This window comes from Micromonospora olivasterospora, from assembly GCF_007830265.1.
Classification (GTDB): domain Bacteria; phylum Actinomycetota; class Actinomycetes; order Mycobacteriales; family Micromonosporaceae; genus Micromonospora; species Micromonospora olivasterospora.
The window spans coordinates 232,970-255,117 of the sequence record NZ_VLKE01000001.1; the positions used below are offsets into that span (position 1 = coordinate 232,970).

Annotated in this window: 12 protein-coding genes and 2 pseudogenes; 2 read left to right on the forward strand and 12 right to left on the reverse strand. The window is 68.5% G+C overall.

What is annotated here, in order from left to right; all coding sequences use genetic code 11:
* Window positions 1–31: 31 nt before the first annotated feature.
* The 6 genes and pseudogenes from JD77_RS35320 to JD77_RS34595 form a co-directional block, all read right to left on the reverse strand.
* A pseudogene (locus JD77_RS35320) lies at window positions 32–202 on the reverse strand (acyl-CoA reductase); the annotation flags it as partial.
* A 335-nt stretch (window positions 203–537) separates the two neighbouring features.
* Entirely contained in the window at window positions 538–1,374 is an 837-nt protein-coding gene (locus tag JD77_RS00830) for an ISAs1 family transposase (protein WP_281292072.1), read from the reverse strand.
* 426 nt (window positions 1,375–1,800) lie between these two features.
* A complete protein-coding gene (locus tag JD77_RS00835) occupies window positions 1,801–4,137 on the reverse strand; it encodes a hypothetical protein (protein WP_145772604.1) in 2,337 nt (778 codons plus the stop codon).
* Window positions 4,138–4,340: 203 nt separating this feature from the next.
* Window positions 4,341–12,695 (reverse strand): hypothetical protein, encoded by an 8,355-nt coding sequence (locus tag JD77_RS00840; protein WP_145772605.1) that lies wholly within the window; start codon window positions 12,693–12,695, stop codon window positions 4,341–4,343.
* On the reverse strand, window positions 12,671–14,341 hold the full coding sequence (locus JD77_RS00845) for a hypothetical protein (protein WP_170286338.1): 1,671 nt from the start codon (window positions 14,339–14,341) through the stop codon (window positions 12,671–12,673). The genes JD77_RS00840 and JD77_RS00845 overlap by 25 nt, the downstream gene beginning before the upstream one ends.
* 140 nt (window positions 14,342–14,481) lie before the next feature.
* Window positions 14,482–14,616 carry a hypothetical protein gene (locus tag JD77_RS34595; protein ID WP_281292073.1) on the reverse strand — a complete coding sequence of 45 codons (135 nt, stop codon included), beginning with the start codon at window positions 14,614–14,616 and terminating at the stop codon, window positions 14,482–14,484.
* Window positions 14,617–14,890: 274 nt separating this feature from the next.
* On the opposite strand from JD77_RS34595, the gene JD77_RS00850 reads away from it, so the two are divergent.
* Window positions 14,891–15,295 carry an IS5 family transposase gene (locus JD77_RS00850; protein WP_170286339.1) on the forward strand — a complete coding sequence of 135 codons (405 nt, stop codon included), beginning with the start codon at window positions 14,891–14,893 and terminating at the stop codon, window positions 15,293–15,295.
* Here JD77_RS00850 and JD77_RS00855 read toward each other — a convergent pair.
* The gene (locus JD77_RS00855) at window positions 15,290–16,543 is read right to left on the reverse strand and encodes an ISL3 family transposase (RefSeq protein WP_145772608.1); all 1,254 of its coding nucleotides are present in this window, start codon (window positions 16,541–16,543) and stop codon (window positions 15,290–15,292) included. The genes JD77_RS00850 and JD77_RS00855 overlap by 6 nt on opposite strands.
* Before the next feature lie 134 nt (window positions 16,544–16,677).
* On the opposite strand from JD77_RS00855, the pseudogene JD77_RS00860 reads away from it, so the two are divergent.
* Window positions 16,678–17,205 (forward strand): annotated as a pseudogene (locus tag JD77_RS00860) (IS5 family transposase); the annotation flags it as partial.
* 34 nt (window positions 17,206–17,239) lie between these two features.
* Here the strand turns inward: JD77_RS00860 and JD77_RS34600 are convergent.
* The 5 genes from JD77_RS34600 to JD77_RS00880 form a co-directional block, all read right to left on the reverse strand.
* Window positions 17,240–17,368 (reverse strand): hypothetical protein, encoded by a 129-nt coding sequence (locus tag JD77_RS34600; protein ID WP_281292074.1) that lies wholly within the window; start codon window positions 17,366–17,368, stop codon window positions 17,240–17,242.
* Entirely contained in the window at window positions 17,365–18,663 is a 1,299-nt protein-coding gene (locus JD77_RS00865) for a cytochrome P450 (RefSeq protein WP_145772610.1), read from the reverse strand. Before JD77_RS00865 ends, JD77_RS34600 begins: the two co-directional genes overlap by 4 nt.
* The gene (locus tag JD77_RS00870; protein WP_145772611.1) at window positions 18,660–20,330 is read right to left on the reverse strand and encodes a prenyltransferase/squalene oxidase repeat-containing protein; all 1,671 of its coding nucleotides are present in this window, start codon (window positions 20,328–20,330) and stop codon (window positions 18,660–18,662) included. The genes JD77_RS00865 and JD77_RS00870 overlap by 4 nt, the downstream gene beginning before the upstream one ends.
* Before the next feature lie 228 nt (window positions 20,331–20,558).
* A complete protein-coding gene (locus JD77_RS00875; protein WP_107076677.1) occupies window positions 20,559–20,771 on the reverse strand; it encodes a ferredoxin in 213 nt (70 codons plus the stop codon).
* A 37-nt stretch (window positions 20,772–20,808) separates the two neighbouring features.
* Window positions 20,809–22,020 carry a cytochrome P450 gene (locus JD77_RS00880; RefSeq protein ID WP_145772612.1) on the reverse strand — a complete coding sequence of 404 codons (1,212 nt, stop codon included), beginning with the start codon at window positions 22,018–22,020 and terminating at the stop codon, window positions 20,809–20,811.
* Between the last annotated feature and the right edge of the window lie 128 nt (window positions 22,021–22,148).

Consider the following 22,148-nt stretch of genomic DNA (forward strand, 5'->3'; position numbering starts at 1 on the left):
CGACGGCGTACCCACCGGCCGTTACGGCCCGATCCAGCTCGACCGCCAGCTCCTGCCGGGCTCGGCCGTTCGCCATCGGGGTACCGACCAAGAAGATGGTCCGCGGCGAGGCACAGGCCGCCTGGTCGTACCAGAAGACGTCGGCGCACAGTGCCGCGGCAAGGGACCGACGGACGGTCGGCTCGGCCCAGGGCTCGGGCAAGGTAGCTATATGACCGTTTCAGGTGATCCCGAGTAGTTGGAGTGGCCGGTGCGGGTTTCGGCTGTTGTGGCGTAGGGCTGCGGCGATGGCGGTGACGCCAGCCAGTCGGAGCAGACTGATCGCGGTGTTGCGCAAAGTGGCCATGACGCGGGGTGAGTTGCCGGTGCGCAGGCGGCTGGCGTCCTCGGCGTAGGTGGTGTCGCGGATGTGGTGCAGAGTTTCGATGGCCCAGTGCCCACGCAGCCAGTCGGCTAGGTCGGCGGGACCGGCCTGGGCGGCGCTCAGGTTGGTGATCGCGTAGACGGTGACGGTGGACCAGCGGCCGGTGGTCAGGCTCAGTCGTCGGCGACGATCCGTAGTGCTTGGGTGGCGTGCGGGAAGTCCAGGGCGAGTGGCCCGGTGCAGGTGACTGCCTGCAGGCGGCGGATGTCGTAGCGACCGTGCCCGCGGGTGCTGGTCTCGTCCTGGATCGGGACCTTCGCCCAGGGCAGGGTCTTGAGCTGGCGATACAGGCGCGGCTGGTTCTTCTTCACGGTGAAGACGTAGGCGGCCTTCTTGTCGTCGATCAGCCAGCGGGCATGCTCGCGTTGGGTGTGCATGGCGTCGGCGGTGATGACCACCGCGGTCAGGTCAAGCGGGCCCAGCAGCGGCCGGAAGCGGGTCAACTCGTTTGTCTTGCCGTCGACGTCGACCTGACCCAGGACCGTCCCGGTGTGCTGGTCCAGCACCGCGAGCAGATGCACCTGGGCGCCGGCCGGGCCGCTGCCTCGCAAGGTCTTGCCGTCCACGCTGTACACCCGCCGCTCGGTGTCCGCCGCCGGCCGGCACGCGAGGACCCACCGGCCGACCGTGTCGTCCAGGGCGTCAGCATCGACACCGGCCAGGACCCGCCGGAACGTGGACTCGTCCGGAGCCCGATACAGCCCGGTGAACGGATCCCGGAACACGCCCAGTTCAGCAAGGACCTGCTGCGGCGCGTCAGCGGCCCACTCCGCGACCGCCGCCGCGGAACGGGCACCGGTCAGCACCGCCGCGACCGCCGTGGCCAGGACCCCAGGCAACGCATGGACGACACCGCGGGGATCTCGCCGGTCCGGCACCGCACTCAACGCCGCGACCAGGCTCGACCGGCGCTGCGCCGGCAACGACTCGTCCAGGCGGTCCGCGTGCACGGCCAACACGTCAATCAGCGATGATGATCCCAACGGGCGTGGTCCTCTTTGATCTTCCCAGACTCGACACCTGGATGATCATCGAAAGGCCACGCCCGTCTCTATACCACCATGATCCGGAGCGTCCGCACCCAAACGCCCACAACGGTCATACCGCCACCTTGCCGGGGCCCTGCGGCTCGGCCGACGCCCATGCGGCCGAGGACAGCACCGACATCGATGTCTTGTCCGGGAAGACGAGCGCCATCTGGCGTCTCTCCCTTGATCGGTCGATCAGCCGTTATTTGTAAAGTCCCCCATCGCATGGGACAAAACGGTCAAACTGAAGCGGACGACGAGGGATCAAAACCCTCTGACGAATCGAGGTTGAAATGATCTTCAAAATGCCAGGCCAAAGCCACTAAACGAGTTTTGGCGGTACAGCGGTCAGGTCGGTGGGGACGTGGTGTCGGGTTCCTGTTTGATGGGTTTGGTGGGGTTGATGGGTGGGAAATTCTCTTCCTTGTCGTAGTAGTGAGGGCCGTAGTCGGCGATGACGATGCGATGGGGGTTGATAACGAGGTTGAATAGGTTGTTCAGACCGAAGAGCACCATGATTTCTTGTCGGCGGATTCTGTTGTTGTTGTCGGGGATCCTGACGGTGAATTGCAGGTACACCGAGTTGGTGCGGTAGATGTCGGGTTCCCTGGTGTCGGGTTTGAGTGCGGTGTTGGCGAAAACAATGGAGTTTGCGAAGCCTTCGGCGCTCATGGCGATGGTGCGCTTGACTCGGCGTGGAGCCACAAGTCGCCGACCGCGAGACCGACGACCACGAACTCCGTAGGAAGGGCGGGAGGTTTCGAGGCTAATCGAATAGGATGGGTACAGCCGGTAGTCTCGTTCCCAGGCCGCCATTTGTCGCTGATTTTCGAGTACGGCGCCGGGGTACACGCCGAGCAATTCCAGAAGGAAGCGTTGCACGAAGGCATCCTCCAGGGCCAATCCCAACCTGCCTTCGAGTACGTCGGGTCCGCGTTCGTGAGGCTCCAGGAGGTCTGCGGTCATGCGGAGGACTTTGACTCGTGGGTTTTCCAATGATTCGCCGAGGACCAGTCGGCGGATCTCCGCTGCGACCATCCGCTCGAGCAGGGGCCACAGGCGCTCCAACTCCTCGTCCGGTACGTGGGGTAGCCGGGGATCGTTCGGGTTTCTGGCGATGCCACTCAGGAACTGTTTGTCCGAGTCCATGCTGGCGGTGATGCGGTCGACGTTGGCACGGACGACGGGGTGCACCTGGCCGTTCTCGTCGGCGAAGGGCGCATAGACCCGTCCGCGCGGGTCGTCATCGTCGCGCCAGGGAAAGGCGTCGTCCATTGCCGGGTCTGGTTCGATGTTGTGGGTGATCTCTCGCATCAACACGACTTCTTGTTCGGCTGACACCTCGTCGGGGTCGGTCCAGATGACCTCGGTCCGTCCCTGATCGAGGCGATGCCGCTCCAGTGGTGTGGTGCGTGGTTCCGGGTCCGGTTGGTCGGGCTCGGGCCGCGAGCTGATGGTGGCCGTCAGTTGGGGATGCGACGAGGTCTGCGCTGCCGGCTGCCCCTGACCGACCCGCGCCTGCCACGGCTGAGTGATGGGGACCGGTGCGGATGTCGCAGGGGAAGCCCCGGCGCCCTGTCGACCGTCATTGACCGCGGCGGCGTTGTAGTGGTTGAGGATGGTCGGGTTGTGCGGGTCGGCCGCGACGTGGTACAGGTCGACCGGCCGGCCGGCGGCCGGACCGTACTCGTCGCTCATCTTCGGTGGCGTCCCCCGCCCGGATTCCCGCCAGATGGTGACCCGGCGGCCGGTGGCGTGGGCCAGCAGCGGGCCGAGAAACTCCCCGACCGGGGCGCCCCACTGCTGTTTCCAGTTGTCCACCGCCGCTCGGACCACGGCCAGCTCGTCGGGTTCGAGCTGACGGTCGGACTGGCTCAACACGACGACCAAGAAGTCACGGGCCGCGCCCGGTTCCAGGACGTCCACCGGGAAGCCCTGGCCGTGCTGCGTGAGGAAGTCCAGTTGCCGCTGCGGCACGTCCGTCGGCGCGCCGAGACCCAGCGACCCGCCGGACAGCATCGCCGTAGCACGCACCGCCTGGTACCGGTCCTCGATCACGGCCGCAGGCAGCATGCCCGCTTCGGTGACGTAAGGGCTGTCAAGGTAACGCAACCAATCCAGCACCTGCTGGTGGTCGTGCAGGGCCGCCACCTGCCGCACACGCTCTTCCCGGAAGTTGATCCGCTGCCTGGTCACATCCGCGGGCAACCGCCCGGCGTTACTGTCCAGGTACCCCCGGACGTGGCCCTGCAACAACGCGCTCACCCGCGCCAGCGCAGACTCCCGGGGCACCTCCGACCTGACCAGCCCCACCGCGCTGGCACGCACCCGACCGGGATCGGACAGGAACTGGTACAAGTCCACGGGCAGGTGCGGATGCAGCACATCACGCACCCAGATCGGATCGGTGGCGATGAAGGCGTACAGCATGCAGTACCCGTCAGCCGGCACCGGCAACATCGGATCCGGGCCGGCCACCGACGCGACGGCCGGCCGCTGCACGGACACCAACGACGACCTGTCCACCGCCACATCCCAGAACGCGTCGACTGGTCTCTGCGTAACGCCAGCCTCGCCGGCCGCCCGCGGCCAACGCTCCAGCGGCTGCGGCTGCGGCTGCGGCTGCTGCGGCGCGGGGGCGGCCGTCGGAGTCCGCACTGCCGGTTGCCCCCGGTCGACCTGCACGCTCGCCGCCCCTGGCCGCTGCTGGCCCTGCGCCGGAATCCCGACCACCGGACGGGCCCACGAGCTGTCAACCGGTGGGATCGCGTCGTCCGTGTTGGATCCGGGGACAGGTACCGCCTCGTCCCGCGCCGCCCGGTATGCCATGCCCACGGATCCGGTTGACGCGGGTGCCACCGCGGCGGCGTTGCCGCTGGACCCGCCGGTCAGCTCCGGCGGGTCCCCCGCCGTCCCCCGCCCGCATTCACGGGCCGGGGCCCGGCACCGGCAACTCCGCCCCTGGATCTGTACTCGTAGATCCGCAGCCTCTTCAGGTCATTCTTGGTGGGCGCCGGGTCCAGCCACCGCCAGAACGGGCCGCCCTCCCAGCCCTCCAGGCTCCCGACCATGATCAACGCGGCCGGCTCACCCTCATGCGACTCGTCCGTGCGGTAACCGAACCGAACCGTCGCCATCTGGCCCGCAGCGGCCACACCAGCAACCGGCTCCTTGCCGCCCACCTTGAACGCCAGCCGCCCTCGCCGGCCGAGCCGGACCCTTTTGGTGTACCCGTCGGTCAGCTGCGGCGGCTCCCCCGCCGTCCACCCGCCCGCATGCACGGTCCGGGGCTCGTAGGTCCGCAGGCTCTTCAGTTCGTCCTCGGTGGGGGCCGGGTCCAGCCACCGCCAGAACGGGCCGCCCTCCCGGCCCTCCCGGCTCCCGACCATGACCAACGCGGCTGGCTCACCCGCAGGCGACCCGTCCGTGCGACCGAACCAGACCGTCGCCATCTGGCCCGCAGCGGCCACACCAGCAACCGGCTGCTTGCCGCGCACCTTGAACGGCAGCTGCCCTAGCCGGTTGATCCGGACCTCTTTGGTGTACCCGTCGGTCAGCTGCGGCGGCTTCCCCGCCGTCCACCCGCCCGCATGCACGGTCCGGGGCTCGTAGGTCCGCAGGCTCTTCAGTTCGTCCTCGGTGGGGGCCGGGTCCAGCCACCGCCAGAACGGGCCGCCCTCCCGGCCCTCCCGGCTCCCGACCATGACCAACGCGGCCGGCTCACCCGCAGGCGACCCGTCCGTGCGACCGAACCAGACCGTCGCCATCCGGTCCGCAGCGACCACACCGACATTCGGCCTCCTGCCGCCCACCTCGATCGACAGCTGCCCTAGCCAGTCGATCGGGACGCTTTTGGTGTACCCGTCGGTCAGCTGCGGCGGCTCCCCCGCCGTCCACCCGCCCTCACGCACGGTCCGGGACTCGTAGGTCCGCAGGCTCTTCAGTTCGTCCTCGGTGGGGGCCGGGTTCAGCCACCGCCAGAACGGGCCAACCTTTCGGCCCTCCCGGCCCTCCCGGCCCTCCCGGCCTTCCAGGCTCCCGACCATGACCAACGCGGCCGGCTCACCCTCATGCGACTCGTCCGTGCGGTAACCGAACCGAACCGTCGCCATCTGGTCCCCAGCGATTACACCGACATTCGGCCTCTTGCCGCGCACCTTGAATGGCAGCTGCCCCCCTTGCCGGTTGATCCAGACCTGTTTGGTGTACCCGTCGGTCAGCTGCGGCGGCTTCCCCGCCGTCCACTCGCCCGCATGCACGGTCCGGGGCTCATAGTTCCGCAGCCTGTCCAGGTCCTTTTGGGTGGGGGCCGGGTCCAGCCACCGCCAGAACGGGCCGCCCTCCCGGTCCTCCAGGCTCTCGACCTTGATCCACGCGGCCGGCTCACCCTCATGCGACCCGTCGGTGCGGGGACCGAACCAGATCGTCGCCATCCGGTCCGCAGCGTCCACGCCGACATTCGGCCTCCTGCCGCCCACCTTGATCGACAGCTGCCCTTGCCGGTCGATCGGGACGCTTTTGGTGTACCCGTCGGTCAGCTGCGGCGGGTTCCCCCCCGTCCACTCGTCCGCACGCTCGGTCTGGCCCTTGTAGGTCTTCAGCCTCTTCAGGTCGCCCTCGGTGGGGGCCGGGTCCAGCCACCGCCAGAACGGGCCGCCCTCCCGGCCCTCCAGGCCCCCGACTTTGATCCACGCGGCCGGCTCACCCGCAGGCGACCCGTCCGTGTGGTGACCGAACCAGACCGTCGCCATCTGGCCCCCAGCTGCCACACCGACTTTCGGCCTCCTGCCGCCCACCTTGAATGGCAGCTGCCCTTGCTCGTCGAGCTCGACCCTTTTGGTGTTCCCGTCGGTTAGCTGCGGCGGGTCCCCCTCCGTCCACCCGTCTGCACGCACGGTTTTGCTCTTGTAGGCCCGCAGCCTGTCCAGGTCCTTTTCGGTAGGGGCCGGGTCCAGCCAGAACGGGCCATCCTTCCGGTCCTCCAGGCTCCCGAGCTTGATCAACACGCCCGGCTTACCCGCATGCGGCCCGTCCGTGTGGTGACCGAACCAGAGCGTCGCCTCCTGGCCCGAAGCGGCCACACCGACTTTCGGCCTCCTGCCGCCCACGTTGAACGGCAGCCGCCCATTCGGGCCGAGTTTGACCGTTTTGGTGCCCCCGCCGGTCAGCGGCGGCGCGAAATTGATCCCGAACGCCTCCGAGACCAGGTGCGGCAAGACATGCGTCAAGCCGGGCACAGAGCTCCCCCTGGAATCCAACGCCTGCTGCAACCTCTCCAAGGAAAGATCAGGCAACCCGTGACGCTCCCGGAAATCCGTACGCTGAACGATCAGGCCAAGCTGAACGGCCAGATAGTGGCGGACATCATCAATCCCCACCGTCGGCCGACCGAGCGTCTCCGCCACCTGGCCCCCCGCGCCGACCAGCACCTGCCGGAAGAAGTCATTCCATGCCGGGGAGTCCACGATCTCGGGCGGCGCCGGGGCCGTCGTCGCCGGCGGTGGCACCGGCGTCCGCGGCTCGGCGTCCACCTCCATCACAACAACCCGCCCGGCGCCGATCGGTGGCTCACCACCGCCGGGATTCAACGGCGCGTCAGAAACCCCCAACTCGTAACCGGGGAATCCTGGTGGCACGGCGTAACCATCGCCGTCCGACAGCTGCCCGCCCGCATCAGAGCCGACGTCAGCCGGGGGGTGCCACTCCATCGCCGCCAGCCGGCCCGGCAACGAATCGGAGACCGGGTCCGACGACCCCGAGACCGACTCGGACGACCCAGCCGGCCGGGGCGCGACCGTGGGAGCGACGTACGAAGCGGCCGTCGCGCGAATCTGGTCGAGTTCCCACTTGGTGAACCCCGGCTCGTGGAGATGGTCGTCACCGACGCTCCTGGACGTCCTGAGCAGATCGCCGGGGGAACCGTCGTGCGGCACCCCGGCGAAGTGCTTCAACTCGTGCCCGTAGGCGCGGGACGGAAGACCCGCAAGCCAGTGCAACTGGTCGATCCGACCCGCCGAACCGTCCTCGCTGACCCAGACATCATCCGTGTGCCGCAGGTCAATGCCCTTCGGGCTGAGCCGGACCTCCGTCTCCGCGTTCGGGTCGAACACCACCGCCACCGCCACCGCCTGCGGTCCAAATTCCGGCCGCACCCGCTCGTTGGTCTGCTCCACCCACTGCTCGACAGCACGCAACGTGCCCAGGATTGAGTCCCGATCCACGTTCGGGTCAGGATTCAACCGGAGACGGAACACCACCGTCCCCGACTCACCGTGCACCCAGTGGTCGACGTGGACCCGTACCCCCGCATTCTTCCCCGCCGTCTCCACCCGGAACGGAGGCTGCTCCCCCGGCGTCGGCACGAACCGCAGCGGCTCCGTGCCCTGCCACGTGAACCGATCGGAGTGCACCCGCGTCATCTCGCCCCACGAAGGCAAACCCTTCACGCTGCGGTACGACACACTCCAACCACCGTCAACCTGCTCCACCGACGGCGCCACCCCAGCCGCCCACCCCGACGACGACACGGCCTCCACGCCCACAGCAGCCGAGAACGAGCCCTCCCCAGAACCCCACCGGAACGCCGCCGGCCCCCCAGGCAACCCGCCCCCGGTGCGCCGACGCTTCGCGGATGATGACCCAACTGCCGGTTCGCCTCGCTCCCTGCGCTTGTCGAGCGTCTCCTTCCGGTTCTGGAGCCGCTCTATCAGAGCATTGAACTCGGCGGCCGGCTTGCCCGTGTTGACGAGCCGGTAGGCGTGCGTGGGCACGTCGACCACCGACGGGTTGTCGCGCAGGTAGGCCTGCAAGTCGATCAGACGCTCCTCCACCGTGCCCTTGGCTTCGTCGTCCAACGGCTTCAACGGCGCCTTGACCACGACGAAGACATTGTTGACGATATCCGGCCCGACCAGCCGCTCTCCTACCCGCAGGGTGATCTCCGCCCCCGCAGACAGATCCACCTCCCGCCCATCGAATGTCGTGCCCGGACCGCCGACCCGAAGATCGAAGGGCTTGCCGATTGCATTTGCCCTCAATGGGTCATTCAGATACATTTCATCGGCAAGCTCCCATCGATCCGACAACTCCCAGAAGGAATCCGTTTTGCGCAGCCGCTCGATGTCGCGCACGGTGGGGGCGGGATCGGTCAACGTCAGGTACAGGGCCCGCCCCCCGTTCCGCTCGGCCGGGATTTCCACGACCGCGAGAGGTAGTCCGTTGATGTCATACCCGACTTCGAGAACCACATTCGCCATACCATCCGGGACGACAAACGGAGTTCCGTCGGCCAATTTGGCCGGTGAGATGGAAGGTTTCTTGGTGGCCTTGCCTTCATCACCCCCACTGAACCGCACGTTCAAAACGCCGCGTTCGCTCACTGCCGTCACCATCTGGAAGGAGTCACTGAACGACGGCTTGTCGAATTCCAACAATCGTCCTGTTTTGCCCAGCCGCTCGACGTCGCCCGGGTGGCCCTGTGGGTGGGTGCGGTCGGCCTGCTCGCCGCGCCGGCCGAATCGCCGAGTTTTGCGCAGCCGCTCGATGTCGCGCGCGGTGGGGGCGGGATCGGTCAACGTCAGGTACAGGGCCCGCCCCCCGTTCCGCTCGGCCGGGATTTCCACGACCGCGAGGGGTCGACCAATGACGTCATACCCGACTTCGAGAACCACATTCGCCATGCCCTCCGGGACGACGAACGGAGTTCCGTCGGCCAATTTGGCCGATGAGATATAAGGTTTCTTGGTGGCCTTGCCTTCATCGCCCTCACTGAACTTCACGCCCAAACGGCGGCGTTCGTCCACTGCCACCACCCGCCGGGAGGAGTCACTGAAACCAGGCTTTTCAAACTCCCAAACTCTACTGGGTGCCCTTTTCCGCAATTCCGCCAGCTCGGTGCCATCGAACCCACGGTCGAGTTTCCGGTAGATGGAACTCTCGGTGCCGCCGGCTGCGGTGTACGGGATTCTGGCAATACCGACACCCTGCCCGCCGACCTCGCCGAAGTCGACAGAGACCACATCGCCGGGGGCGACAAGTCGGTCGATATTCAGAACAACATCATACTTGCCGCCCAGTTTGAGGTGCAGACTCATGCGGTCCGTCGCGGCGTTGGCGGTTAGGCGGAGGGTGAATCGGGAACTAAGTTGTGGGCTCTTGTCGTGCCAGCCGCTGTGTTCGTCGAGACTGTTGAGGTATAGGCGATGTTCTCTTAGCTCGAGGGCCCGCGTGCGCGGGGAGATGGGCTGCCGGCGGATGTCCGCGAGGTTACGGCGGTAGACGTGCTGCAGAATATGCCCGTGCGTGCTGGTCGAATTCTCTTCCGCTACGGCGATCTGGTGTTTCAGGTCGTTGAGAAGGTCATCCAGATACTGAGGGAGGTGCTGGGCGCGGCGGGCCCGGCGGTTGGCGGACAACCCTGGCTCCTGGAAGCCACTGGCGATGCGGGAATCGTTTGGATCACGAGGCTGGAGGCGGTGGTAGGCACCCTTCCAGAAGACGACCTGCTGCCGGACGGCACCAGCAGTGGACGTCGTCGGATCGATGTTCTTCGGAGCATCGAACGGATGATGGATCCGCATCGGCATGGACAACGCCTCGGCCATGAGACGCGGAATCACATGCGTGAGTTCGTAATCTCCGGATTTGGAGTTCAAGAGCTTGTCAAGCCAGATCTGGTGCAGGGCTTGCCGTTGCCGCTCCGACACGCCCTCCGGATACGGAAGGAACTCTCTCAACGTCGACTGCTCACCCCGGGCGAGGTCCTCGGCCAGCCGGCGGGCCGCCAACGCGCGCAGTCCAACCACGTTGGTGATGCCCTGCATCGCCGGCGACTCCGGGGTATTCAACAATGAACGGTAGAAGGCGTCGAACGCTAGCCCACCCTCCGCGCGAGAAGTGTCGAACACCTCGCCCACCCACGCGTCAAACTTCGCCTCAACATAGAACGCGGACTGCGCCAATCGCCTGGCCGCCTCTACCACTTTCTCATCGAAGTTCGTCGGCACCCACTCCGAGTCGGACCGCGGCGTCGACACGTCCATTCCTTCCAACGGGTCCCACGCCAGGCCAACCGCGAACTCCGGGCCAAGACCATACGGGTCGCCGTCCGCTGGACCCCACGGCTGTCCGCCTGCGTCGGCGTCGGCCGGGGGGTGCCACTCCATCGCCGCCGGCCGGCTCGGCAGCGGATCGGGGAACGGGTCCGACGACCCTGAGCCCGACTCGGGCAACCGAGCCGGCCGGTCGGACGGCTGCCGGGGGGAGCCGGCCGGCTCGGGGGAGGTGATGTCTGCCTGCATTGCCTGGGACGGGCCGCGGGGTGGGGTGGTGGAGGCGAGCAGGATGGCGTTGGGGTCGATGCTGGTCGTGGTGGTGGGCTGCGGGTGTGCGGTGGTGTGCTCGGGAAGGAGGGCGGTGATGGTGGTGGGTCGTCCGGTGTTGTCGAACGCGGCGAGTCGGGTGCTCGATGCGAACAGGTGTCGCAGCCACGGGTCGGTGGTCGGGTCGGGTGGTTCGGGTCGGTCCTCGGCGCCGGGCACCAGGCCGTCGCGCACCTTGATGGTCGGTGGTCCGGATGGTTGTGGTTGGCTGTGGAGGGCGAACACGTGTTGTGGTTCGTTGGGTGGTGCGACCCTGACCACGACCATCGAGCCCGGTGCCGCCCGTAGGGCGGCGAGTACGTCCTGTGGTGTGACTCCGTCGGGCCAGCCGTCGGGGTGGGCGACGCGTTCGGGTGTCGCGTCGAGGATGTCCAGGAGTTGCGGCCAGCTCGTGGTGGGGGCGAGTCGGCCGTCGGGTCCGAGGATCCGGTCGTCGGATACCGTCCGGTTGCCGGGCCGTCCGTAGGCGGTGGTGTAGGCGTCGAGGGTGGCCTGGACGCACCACCACCACGGGTCGCGGCTGTCGGGGGCCACCGGTGTCTGATCGATCCAGTCGGCGACCCGCCGCGCGGACTCGGCCGCCGCGGCCGGCCCGGTCGCCGCGACCGCCGGCTCCGGTGCCGCGCTGGCCGGCTCCGGTGCCGCGCTGGCCGGCTCCGGTGCCGCGCTGGCCGGCTCGCCGCGTCCGACCGGGTCACCACCGACCGAGTCGCCCAACGAGGACACGTCACTGAACGAATCCCTGTCCCAGAAATCGCGCCTGGCCGGGTCACCATCGACCGAGTCGGCCGACGAGGACACGTCACTGAGCGGATCCCTGTCCCCCATGTCGGGCTTGGCCGGGTCGCGGCTGATCGGCTCGTCCAGTGAGGAGAGGTCACTGACCGTGAAGATGTCGTCGGGCCTGCCATCGCGGCTGAAGATGTCGTCACCGGAGACGGACAAGTCGCTGACCGTGAAGGTGTCGTTGGGCTTGCCATCGCGGCTGAACATGTCGTCGCCGGAGGCGGACAGGTCACTGACCGACGTCCTGTCGCTGGTGTGGTCGTGGTTCGGCGTGCCGTCGGTGCGGGGGGCAACACCACCCGGCACCGTAGTACGGGCGCCGGCCGCATCCGGCGTGCCCGGAGTGCCCAACGCACCCGGCGCGCTGGACGTGCCCGGCACCCCGGACGTGCCCGGCACACCGGGCACGGCCGGCACGCTGGGCGCGGCCGGCATGCTGGGGGTGGCGGGCGTGGCGCTGCCGGTGGCCTGGGCGAGTACCTGGTGGTATCCGTTGACCCAGTCCCGTTGGAAGGATCCGGCGAGGGTGTCGTGGTTGGCCGGTTCGACGCCGTACTTGCGGGCCAGGGCGGTGAACTGGGTTTCCGCCTGGCTGGTCGCTGCTGCGGTGTGCTGCTCGGGAGTCACCGGCACCGGCGGCAGGTCGGTACGCCGGTGTGCCGGGGTGTCCGTGCCGGATGCGGTGGTGTCCGGTGCGGTGGTGTCGGGGATGGCCGCAGCCGTGACACGGGCCGGCAGGTCGGTGACCGCCTGCCGGACCACGTCCGCCACGGCGCTCACCTGCGCGGCGTCGGGCCTGACCGCGGCAGCCGACGGCACGGCGGGCGGCACGGCGGGCGGCACGGCGGGCGGCACGGCGGGCGGCACGGCGGGCGGCACGGCGGGCGGCACGGCGGGCGGCACGGCGGGCGGCACGGCGGGCGGCACGGTCAGTGGTGCGGTCAGTGGTGCGGCGGGTAGTGGAGTGGCGCCGAGGATCGCGTCGAGGCTGCGGTCCACGTGGGCCCGCACGTCCCGCTCGACCGCGGCGCGCACGACCTCCGACGGCGGTGTCACCGCCCCGGAACCCCCCGGCACGCCAGCCACCCCCGGCACGCCAGCGCCCCCGGCGGGACGACGCCGCCTGGCAGGGGGACGGTCGCCGGTGCGCCCGTGGTGAAGTACTGGTCGAGGTGGTGCCCGACGGCCAGGTGCGCGATCGAGCGCAACGCCTGCCGGTCGAACTCCCCGGGCAGCGCCGCGACGACCTGCTCCGGGCGTACCGCCGCCGGGATCTGCCCGCCCGCCGGGACCTGCCCCGCGAGGGTTTCGGTGACCTGGGCGACCGCCCGGTCCCGGACATCGAACAGGAACTGGTCGGTCAGGGCGGTGGCGGGCAGACCGACCTGAGACAGGAAAACGGGCACGGCCGGGTCGTTCTGCCGGGCGTCGGCCCACTCGGTGAACACCCGCTCGACCGGCACGGGCAGCCCGGCCAGGAACTGCCGCGCCTGCCCCGTCCCGGCCAACAACCCGCCATAGTGGTCCGCCAGTTCCTGCTGGAACCGATGCCACTGCTCCACCGCCGGCCCACCCGCTGCCGCGACCCACGCCGGCACCGGCGCAGCCGGCATCGACAGGTTCGACACCGACCACGACGGCACCGACAGATCCAGCTTCGGCGCGGGCAGGTCCAGCGCCGGCGCGGGCAGATTCGACGCCGGCAGCAGCGGCACGGGCGGGGGCGGCGGGGCCTGCCCGCCGGTCACCACAGGCTTCGGATCGTCGACCCCAGCCTGGTACCCCGCGGACGTGTCCCCACCCACCGGTGTCGGCCCCACCGGCAGGACCGGCCTACCGTCCGACGTGAGACCGATGTGAGGCACCTGCACCCGGGGCTGCACCACGGCGCGACTCACGACCAGCCCGAGCCCGCTCGCGGCCGCCCCGCCCGCCCCCGAAATCGCCCCGGACAAAAGATCCGCACCAAGATTACCGGGGTCCCAGTACCCCTCGACCATCAAGCTGGCACCGATACCGAACAGCCCCTCCCCGAGGGTCTCCGTCACCGGCCGCGACAGCACATCGGTCAGCAGATGCTTGGTGGCATCCGACACGGCGAGCTTGCCGACCGCGCCCGCGACAACGCCAGCGACCCTGCCCAACGCCGGCCCGCCCACCGTGGTCAGGAACGCCACCGCCCCCGCGAACGCCGCCTGCTTACCGACCGCCGACCAGTTCACCCCCGGCTGCAGACCATCGGTCATCATCGACACCTCGGCCAGCAACGCAGAACCCGGCATGAACAACATCTGCATAGCCGTGCCACTCGCCGCCGACCGCACCAACGCCGAACGCAGGATCGCCTGAATGATCGTCCGCGTCTGCGCGATGTGCGCCGCCGCCCCCACCGGATTCCAGAACCACATCGCCGCGGCGACAGCGAACTCGGCAATCATGAAGTTGAACATGGCCAACGCCGTACGCTTGCCGACCTCCGTCTCCACGAAGAACTTCTTCTCCGCATCAACCACGGCGAGCATCAGGTCGGCCGTCTCGGCCATCTTCCTCACAAACGGAGCGGTCTGCGCCACGAACCGGTCGAAGGCCTCACCCTCCCCCGCCTCCCGAACCGCCCTGATCGTCTGCTCCAGCAACGGACCCAGCACCGTACGCACCCGAAGCGCCAGCGTTTCCAGCGTGCCGATGTCATCCCGCAACAACGGCAACTTCGCCCGGGACACCCTAATCCCAGTGAACGCTTCCAAAGCCCGCAACCAGCTCTCACTGAGCTCAAGGGTCGGAACGGCGGCGGCCAACGCGCAACACTCCTTCCCGCCCCGAACCAGGGGCACCCGGTGCGGATCAGTCAGCCACGTGCAAACTAGCCGCGCTGACCGCCGCTCATGTCCGGCACCAAATATGCGCCGGTCTCCTCCGTGTTGACCCCGACACGGTGATGGAGGTCCCACTTCTCGCCCTGGAAGCCGACCGCCTCACCCAACTCGGCAGACGCCACGAGCACAATGCTCGCGAGCAAACCCCCCACGGCCGTGGGGCCTCGAAAAGTTCCCCATACTCGCGGCTGACCGTGCCGGGCGCCGCCGCGCCCGGCACGATCAGCCAGCAACGCGGCGGTACCCGCCATCGTCTTCCGCCCAGCGCCCTCACCAGCGAGACGCGCCGTCGCCACCACCAGGCCAGCCAACCCGGCCGGCCCGAGCCGCCGATGGGCGTCCCCATTAGGGCGTGTCTCGTGGATCTTCGGGGCGGGTTTTGGTAGATAGATTGGCGTGTCTCGACGGCATGAGTTGACCGACGACGAGTGGGCGCTTCTGGCGCCGTTGCTGCCAGCGGATCCGCCGCGTGGGGGCCGATGGCGTGACCATCGGACGACGGTCTCGGGGATCTTGTACCGGGAACGTACCGGGATTCCGTGGCGTGACCTGCCGGAGCGGTTCGGTCCGTGGAAGACGGTCTACCAGCGCAAACGCAGGTGGGCGATGGACGGCACCTGGTCGCGGATCTGCGCGGCGTTGCGGATCGACTGCGACGCCGAGGAAGGCGACGAGTGGACGGTCGGAGTGGACACCTCCTCGACCCGGGCGCACCAGCACGCGGCGGGTGCGCGGCACGCCCCAGCGGCTGATCACCCGAAAAGGGGGGTCTACTGCCGTTCTCGTGGGTCGGGTTCATGATCGTCCGGGTAGTGGTGGGCAGAGGCCGCCGCGGCGGAGGTTGGCCATGGTGATCAACGCTTTGGCGCTGTGGTAGCCGTAGGCCTGGCGGGTCAGCACGCGCAGGTGGACGTTGTTGGCCTCGATGCGGGCGTTGGACAGTCCGCTGTCGAGCATGTTGTGGATCGCGGGCAGGTGACGGCGAATCGTCTTGGCCAGCTTGACGAACGGGGCCAGCTTCGACCGGCTCGCCCAGCGTAGCCACGCCTGCAGCAGGAGCCTGCCGTCGGCGCCCTTGACCGCGATGATCTCCCGGAACTGTTCCTTGAGCAGGTACGCCCGGTACAGCGGCCGGTTGGTGGCCTGGATCGTGGCCAGGGTCGCCTTCTGCTTGTCGGTCAGGTTCGGCGGGTTCTTCCACAGCGCCCACCGGGCGTCTTTGAGGGTCTTGGACGCCTCGGTGCGGCCGCCTTTGCCGCCACGGGCGGTGTTCCACACCGCCCGGCGTACCTCGTCGAGGGCGTCGGTGACCCAGGCGACCAGGTGATAGGGGTCAAGGCAGCGGACCGCCTGCGGCGCCCGCTCGGCCACCACGTCACCGATCCAGGCGGCGGCGTCGGCCGACACGTGGGTCAGCGCCGCGGCCCGCTGCGCGCCCAGCTCGTCGAAGAACGGGGCGACGGTGGCCTTGTCCCGCCCGTCGGCGGCCCACACCAGGCGGCCGGTGTCGTGATCGACGACCAGGGTCAGGTAGCGCTGGCCCTTGCGGTAGGCGACCTCGTCGATACCGATCCGTTTGAGTCCGGCCAGTCGATCGGCGCCGGCGGCGGCAGCGTCGACGACCCGGCCGACGATAGCGACCACGCTGCGCCAGGCGATGCGCAGCAGCCCGGTCACCGCCGACGCGGACGTGCGCGCGGCCAGCCACGCCGCGGTGTCCTCGAACGCCGTGGTGAACCGGGCACCGTGACGCGCCCACGGCACCGCGATCACCGTCGGCCCGTGCTCGGCACAGTCGACCCGAGGCACGGCGGCCTCGATGACCACCCGCAGCGTGCCGAAGTCCAGGTGCCGCCACCGCCGCCTGCCCCAGCCGCGGTCGTACCACGGCGCGCGAGCCCGGCAGCGCCCGCAGCGACGCGCCGCGCCCTTGCGCGGCCGGGCAGAGATCACCAAGACCTCACCGTCGGTGTCGTCATCGAGGCGCACGCCCTCGACGACGGCCCGTTCCAGCCCTGCCTGTCGATGCAATACCCTGGTCAAACGCACGCCGTTTCCCAAACTTCAGTTTCTGACCTTCGACAAGCCAGAAACCTAGACGGGACACGGCGTGCCCTGTCGATCAGGGCGTCAACCCACCCACGAGAACATCACAAGAGCCCGAAAAGGGGGAAGCCGCCAGGGACGAAAAGGGCGGAAGGGAAGCCCTCGGCCGGTCCCGTGGCGGGTTGACCACCAAGCTGCACCTGGCCGCTGACCGTCGTTGCCGTCCGATCGCCCGGCACACCACGTGCGGGCAGCGGGCCGACTGTACCGGCTTCACGCAGGTCATGGCCGCTATCCGGATTCCCCGCCGGGTCGGCCGGCCGCGTACCCGCCCCGGGCATGTCCTGGCTGACAAGGCGTACAGCTCGAAGGCTATCCGTTCTCACTTACGCCGCCGCGGCTTCAAGGCCACGATCCCGATCAAGGCCGATCAGGCGGCCAACCGTCGCAAGAAGGGATCCCGCGGCGGCCGGCCACCGACCTTCGACCGGGAGCGCTACAAGCAGCGCAACACCGCTGAGCGGGCGTTGAACAAGCTCAAGCAGTTCCGGGCGGTCGCGACCAGGTACGACAAGCGCGACTACATGTACCAGGCCACCGTCGACATCGCCACGATGAAGATCTGGCTACGTGACCTCGCCCAAGATCGACGAGACACGGCCTAGCTCATCCGAGGTTGCGGAGTGTCCACCGTGGTCACTATGGGGTGCGCTTGGTGGCGAGCAGGAGCATGGGAAACAGCACGACCGTCACGGCGGTGCGCAGTGGTTCGAGCAATGCGAATCCGAGGAAGTAGAGCAGCGACGGAAAGCCGATCCAGCCACTCAAGTCGGCAGCGCCCGGACATGCCGCACCTCCATCCGCAGGCCCGGCTTGGGTCCCATCGCCGCTCCGCGCAGCTGTGGAACTCCCCGGCGGGGATTGACGCAGCGCAGATCCAGGCTGCGCAGCACCGCGGCGACGATCATCCGCAGTTCCAGCATGGCGAAGTCGGCGCCGAGGCATCGTCGCAGCCCGCCACCGAATGGCAGGTAGTCCTGGGCTGGCATTCGTGTGCCGAGGAATCGGCCCGGGTCGAAGCGCAGCGGATCGGGATGGACATCGGGCCGTCTGTGGACCAGATAGATGCTGGGTGTGAGCCGGGTACCGGCCGCTGTCGGCCGGCCGAGCAGATCCCAGTCCTCGGTGAGCACCCGGTTGCCTGCCAGGGTGGCCGGAGGGGTGAGCCGCAGCGACTCGCGACACACGGCGTCGAGCAGGGGAACATCCTTGGCGTTGGAGCCCTCGCTGGTGGTGGCCGCCAACTCCTCCCGCACGTCGGCCAGGACCTGCGGGTGGCGCTCCAGCCAGAACAGCGTCCAGGCGGTCGCGGAAGCGGTGGTCTCATGGCCTGCGAACAGCAGTGACACCAGCTGGTCCCGCAAATCGTCGTCGTCGAGCCGGCCGAGTGGCTCTCGTCCGCTGGTCAGCAAGCCGGCGAGAGTTCCGCACGGTGTGCCGGACACTGTCCCGCCTCGGTCTGCGGAGCGGGCGCGGTGCAGCACATCGCGGTCGATGACCTCACGTCGTCGCAAGAACGTGCGCCATGGCGTGGGCAGTCCGACTGGAGTGCGAAGATAGCGGTAGAGCAGTGTTCGGGGTACCGAGCCGAGCGCACCGTCCACCCAGGTGCTGAACCGGTGGAGCAGGTCCTCACCGCAGGGGCCGAGAACGATGGTGCCGATGACGTTGAGGGTGATCTTGCGAGTCCACTCGGTCAGCTCGATCACGGACCCGGAGGCCAGGGTTCTGATCGCGGCGTGGGTGGTGTCGGCGATGGTGGAGTGGTAGCGCCGCAACGCGTTGCCGCGCAGCTCAGGGCCGATTGACTGGCGGTAGGCGGCGTGCCGGGTTCCGTTGGCGAACAGCAGGGACCGGTCTCCCACCAGCGGGCGGAGGGTGTCGGAACCGGCGAGGTGCATCTGCCGGTCGGCGCGGAAGATCTGTCCGATCGCTTCGGGGTTGCCCACCAGCAGGCGCTGCTCGGGTGGAGGCGACAACTCCACCACGTCGGCCTGTTCGGCGGCGAGGGAGTCCAGAAAGGACAGGCCACCGAGGAAAAGGCGGCGTTGGGCCCGGTTCACGTTCCCGCCGCCCAGGCCGGTGCCGGAACGTCTTCGGGAAGGGCGGCCATCACATCAGGATCGGTGGCGGCGAGGTGGAGAGCCGCGAGCCGCGCCGCCCGGATCACCGCTACCGGGGCGTAGAGGTCCTTGTCGTGCCACAGGGGCGGCAGATGCGCATCCCGGTCGTCGATGCCGGGACCGCTCTGGCGTAGCAGGAAGGCGCAGCCGCGTGCGGCGGCGCGCGCCAGGGCGGTCTTGTCGCCGGAGGTGTGGGTGGCCAGCAAGACATGCAGGGCGTATGAGGTCTCTTCGTCGGTACCCTCCCAGCGTCCCCAGGAACCGTCAGCGCGTTGGGTGTCCAGGACCCAGCGCACCGCGCCGTCCACCTCGTCGACGGCGTTGATGCCCAGGGTGGCCGATCGGTCCAGCGCAAGCGCGCAGCACGCGGTCGCGTAGTAGGGCGAGGCATGCCATTTGTCCCACCACTTGCCATCTGGCTCCTGGTTCTTGCGCAACCATGCCGCGATCTTCTCCGCGGCGTTCTGCCGACGGGTTCGGTCCGCCGTGTTCAGAACCGCCAGCGTCTCGAGGATGTGGGCGTTGGTACTCGTCGACGGGGTCCGTTCGCCCATGAAGCAACGGAAGTAGGAGTCCGCCTCGTAACCCCACAGGCAGTCCAGCGAAGGCTGGTCACCGGCCTTGGCCAGCGCGTAGAGCACTCCGGCAGTGTCGTCAGAGTCGGGTGGAAGGCCTGGGGCGGCAGGGGCACCGGTGTCGCTGAGTCCCTGCCGCAGGCTGTCCACCAGTTCCCGGGGGATCGGCGTGTCCATCCGGCCTGTCGCCAGCGCCGAAATGGTCCAGGCGCGTTCGAAGGAGGTGATGGGACTGATGCCGGGCACCGGTCCGGGCCCCCTGCGCTGGACCTCTTCCAGGTAGTGGGTCGAGCTGAGCACGTCGTCGACCGTCCTGGCGGGAACTCCTTGCGTGCGTTGCCATGCAACGGTGGCGGCCGGGGAACCGCCCACAGCGCCGTTGACCGGACGAACGTTGTACGCGCCCGCCGCGTCAACCCCCAGGACCTCCAGCGAGTGCCAGAGCTTGTCCGGCAGGACATGACCGGCCCGAACCGAGCTGCGGATCCCTTCCAGCACACCTTCGTCGGCCTCCGCCGGCACGGGAAGCGGCGGATGAGCCGACCACGCCTCCAGCCCGGGCAGCGGCTCGGAGACGAGTCGCCCCAGCTGCCGGTTGATGTCCCCGATCAGCCAGGGAACGATCAACTCCGCCGCGATGGTGTCGGGGAACGGATTCCTGCTGCCTTCGCCGAGCCATCCGGACAACCAGGCCAGCCCTCGGGTGACGGCGCCGACCAGGAGCCCGTACTGGACGGCGTCAGCGGCCGGGCGCTGAGCACGGCGGAGCTCGGTCAACAGAGCCTCCACGGCGCTCAGGGCCGGCACCAGGCCGTAGCCATCGGGTGCCCCCCAGCTGCCGTCGCTCCCCTGCTGGTCCAGCAGGAAGCACACACGCTCAGGATGTCCGTCCAACCACGTGGCCGTCGCCACCAGCCTGGCTGTCTCGTACACCGAGGGAGACACCTGCCCCATGGCATCAGCCGCCAACTCGGCTAACAGATCTTCGGCGGCTTGCTTCACAGAGTCGGTCCAGGGCGGAATCGAGCGCATCTACGTCCCAGAGTGCTACGAACTGGCCCTGGCGTGACCAGTTGACGACCACCGAGAATACGCTCCGCGAGGCCTGGATTCCAGGTGAGGGCGCCTTGGCCTGCCAAGCCCGAGCCGGCCATCGCCATGCTGGAGCAGCCCAGGAGGTCGGGTGTCGTTCGCCTGGACGCCGACCCGCTGGCCCAGCACGTGCTTGGTCTATATCCCGGAATCCCGGCGGCGGGGCCGTCAGTGTTCCGCAGCCACCTCGTCGATGGTGATCGCCGCGACCGGGCACAGGTGAGCGGCCGACCGGACGTCCTCCGACGGCTCCACAAGGGCTTCGCTGGGGTGCGCCAACCGGTCGTCGTCCAGTTCGAAGGAGCCGGGCGCAGTGGCCGTGCACTGCCCCGACCCGATGCACCTGTCCTGGTCGACGTCCAACCGCCAGTATCGCGTCATGTCCGCTCCGGTAGCGTTGGTTGTCCGATCGGCGAGGTCACCCCCGCGAGACGAGCAGGCTCGCGAAAACCCGCACCGGCACCGCTTGGTGGAAGGTCGGCTGCTCGTGGAGCACCATGGCAGGCAGCTGGGAGAAAACCTTCGGCAGGACAGCGGCCAGCTCCATGCGGGCGAGCGCGGCACCGAGGCAGTAGTGCAGACCGTGGCCGAAGGTCAGGTGGTTGCGGTGCAGGTGCTTGCGGGACGGGTCGAACGTGTCGGGCGACGGGAACGCGTCGGGGTCCCGGTTGCATGCTGGGAACAACACTCGGACGTCGGCGCCCTTCGGCACCGGCACCCCAGACAGCTCGACATCCCGCTGCGCGAACCGGCTGATCGCGGTGCTCATCGCCGGTGCCTCGTAGCGGAGCAGTTCGTCGACGAACGCCAGCGCCTCGGCCGGACCTCCGCGTAGCCACCGGGTCTTCCCGGGATGGTCGATCATGGCGAGCACGCCGAAGTCGACTGCTGTCGTGGTGGTGGCCAGGCCACCGGCCCACAGCCCCCACAACATGCTCATCAGGTCGTCCGCGGACAACACATCCGGTTCGTCGTCGTGCACGGCGACCAGCAGCGACACGAGGTCCTCGCCGGGGTCGCGGCGCCGGCGCTCGGCGAGGTCGAGGAAATACCTCTCGATGACCGAGTTCGCCTCGTCAGCGGTGCACAACTCCTCTTCACTGGAGTCGGGCCGCATCGCGGCGAGCGCGGACGGCACCAGCTTCTGCAGCCAGGCCCGGTCCTCGGCGGGCACCCCGAGGAGTTCGCCGAACACAGCGAGCGGCAGTGGAACGGCTAGCGTCCGGTTGAGGTCCACCACCTCGCCGTCGAGATACTGCTCGGCGACCGGGGCGAGCAGTTGGTCGCAGATGCGCTCGACACCGGGCCGCAGGCTCTCCATCCGGCTGGCCGTGAACGCCCGCGCCACCGGCTGGCGCAGGCGCGTGTGCGCGGGAGGATTCCGCAGTGCGACCGAGTTCAGGAGCAGCTGTTGCGACCGATGTCGATGTGCCGAGGGGAAGAGTTGCGCTACTTCGTCCGGTTCCGGGTTCCGGAAAAGGGCGGAGTTCTCCATGACCGTGCGACCGTCGACGTAACGGCTGATCAGGTAGACGTCGTTTGACGTCAGATGAACGGGGTCGTGAGTGCGCAGTTCAGCCAAAATCGGATAGGGGTCCACCAGCGCCTCCGGGCGCGCGAGCTCGCTCAACACGTCCACTGGTCTTGCAGCCCCCTCGTCATTTTCCCTGTGGCTGACCTATCTCTGAACGTTCTACACGCAACAGACCACCATTGCAATGGAGGATCGAACCGCTGGTGGGGTTGAACTACCGACGC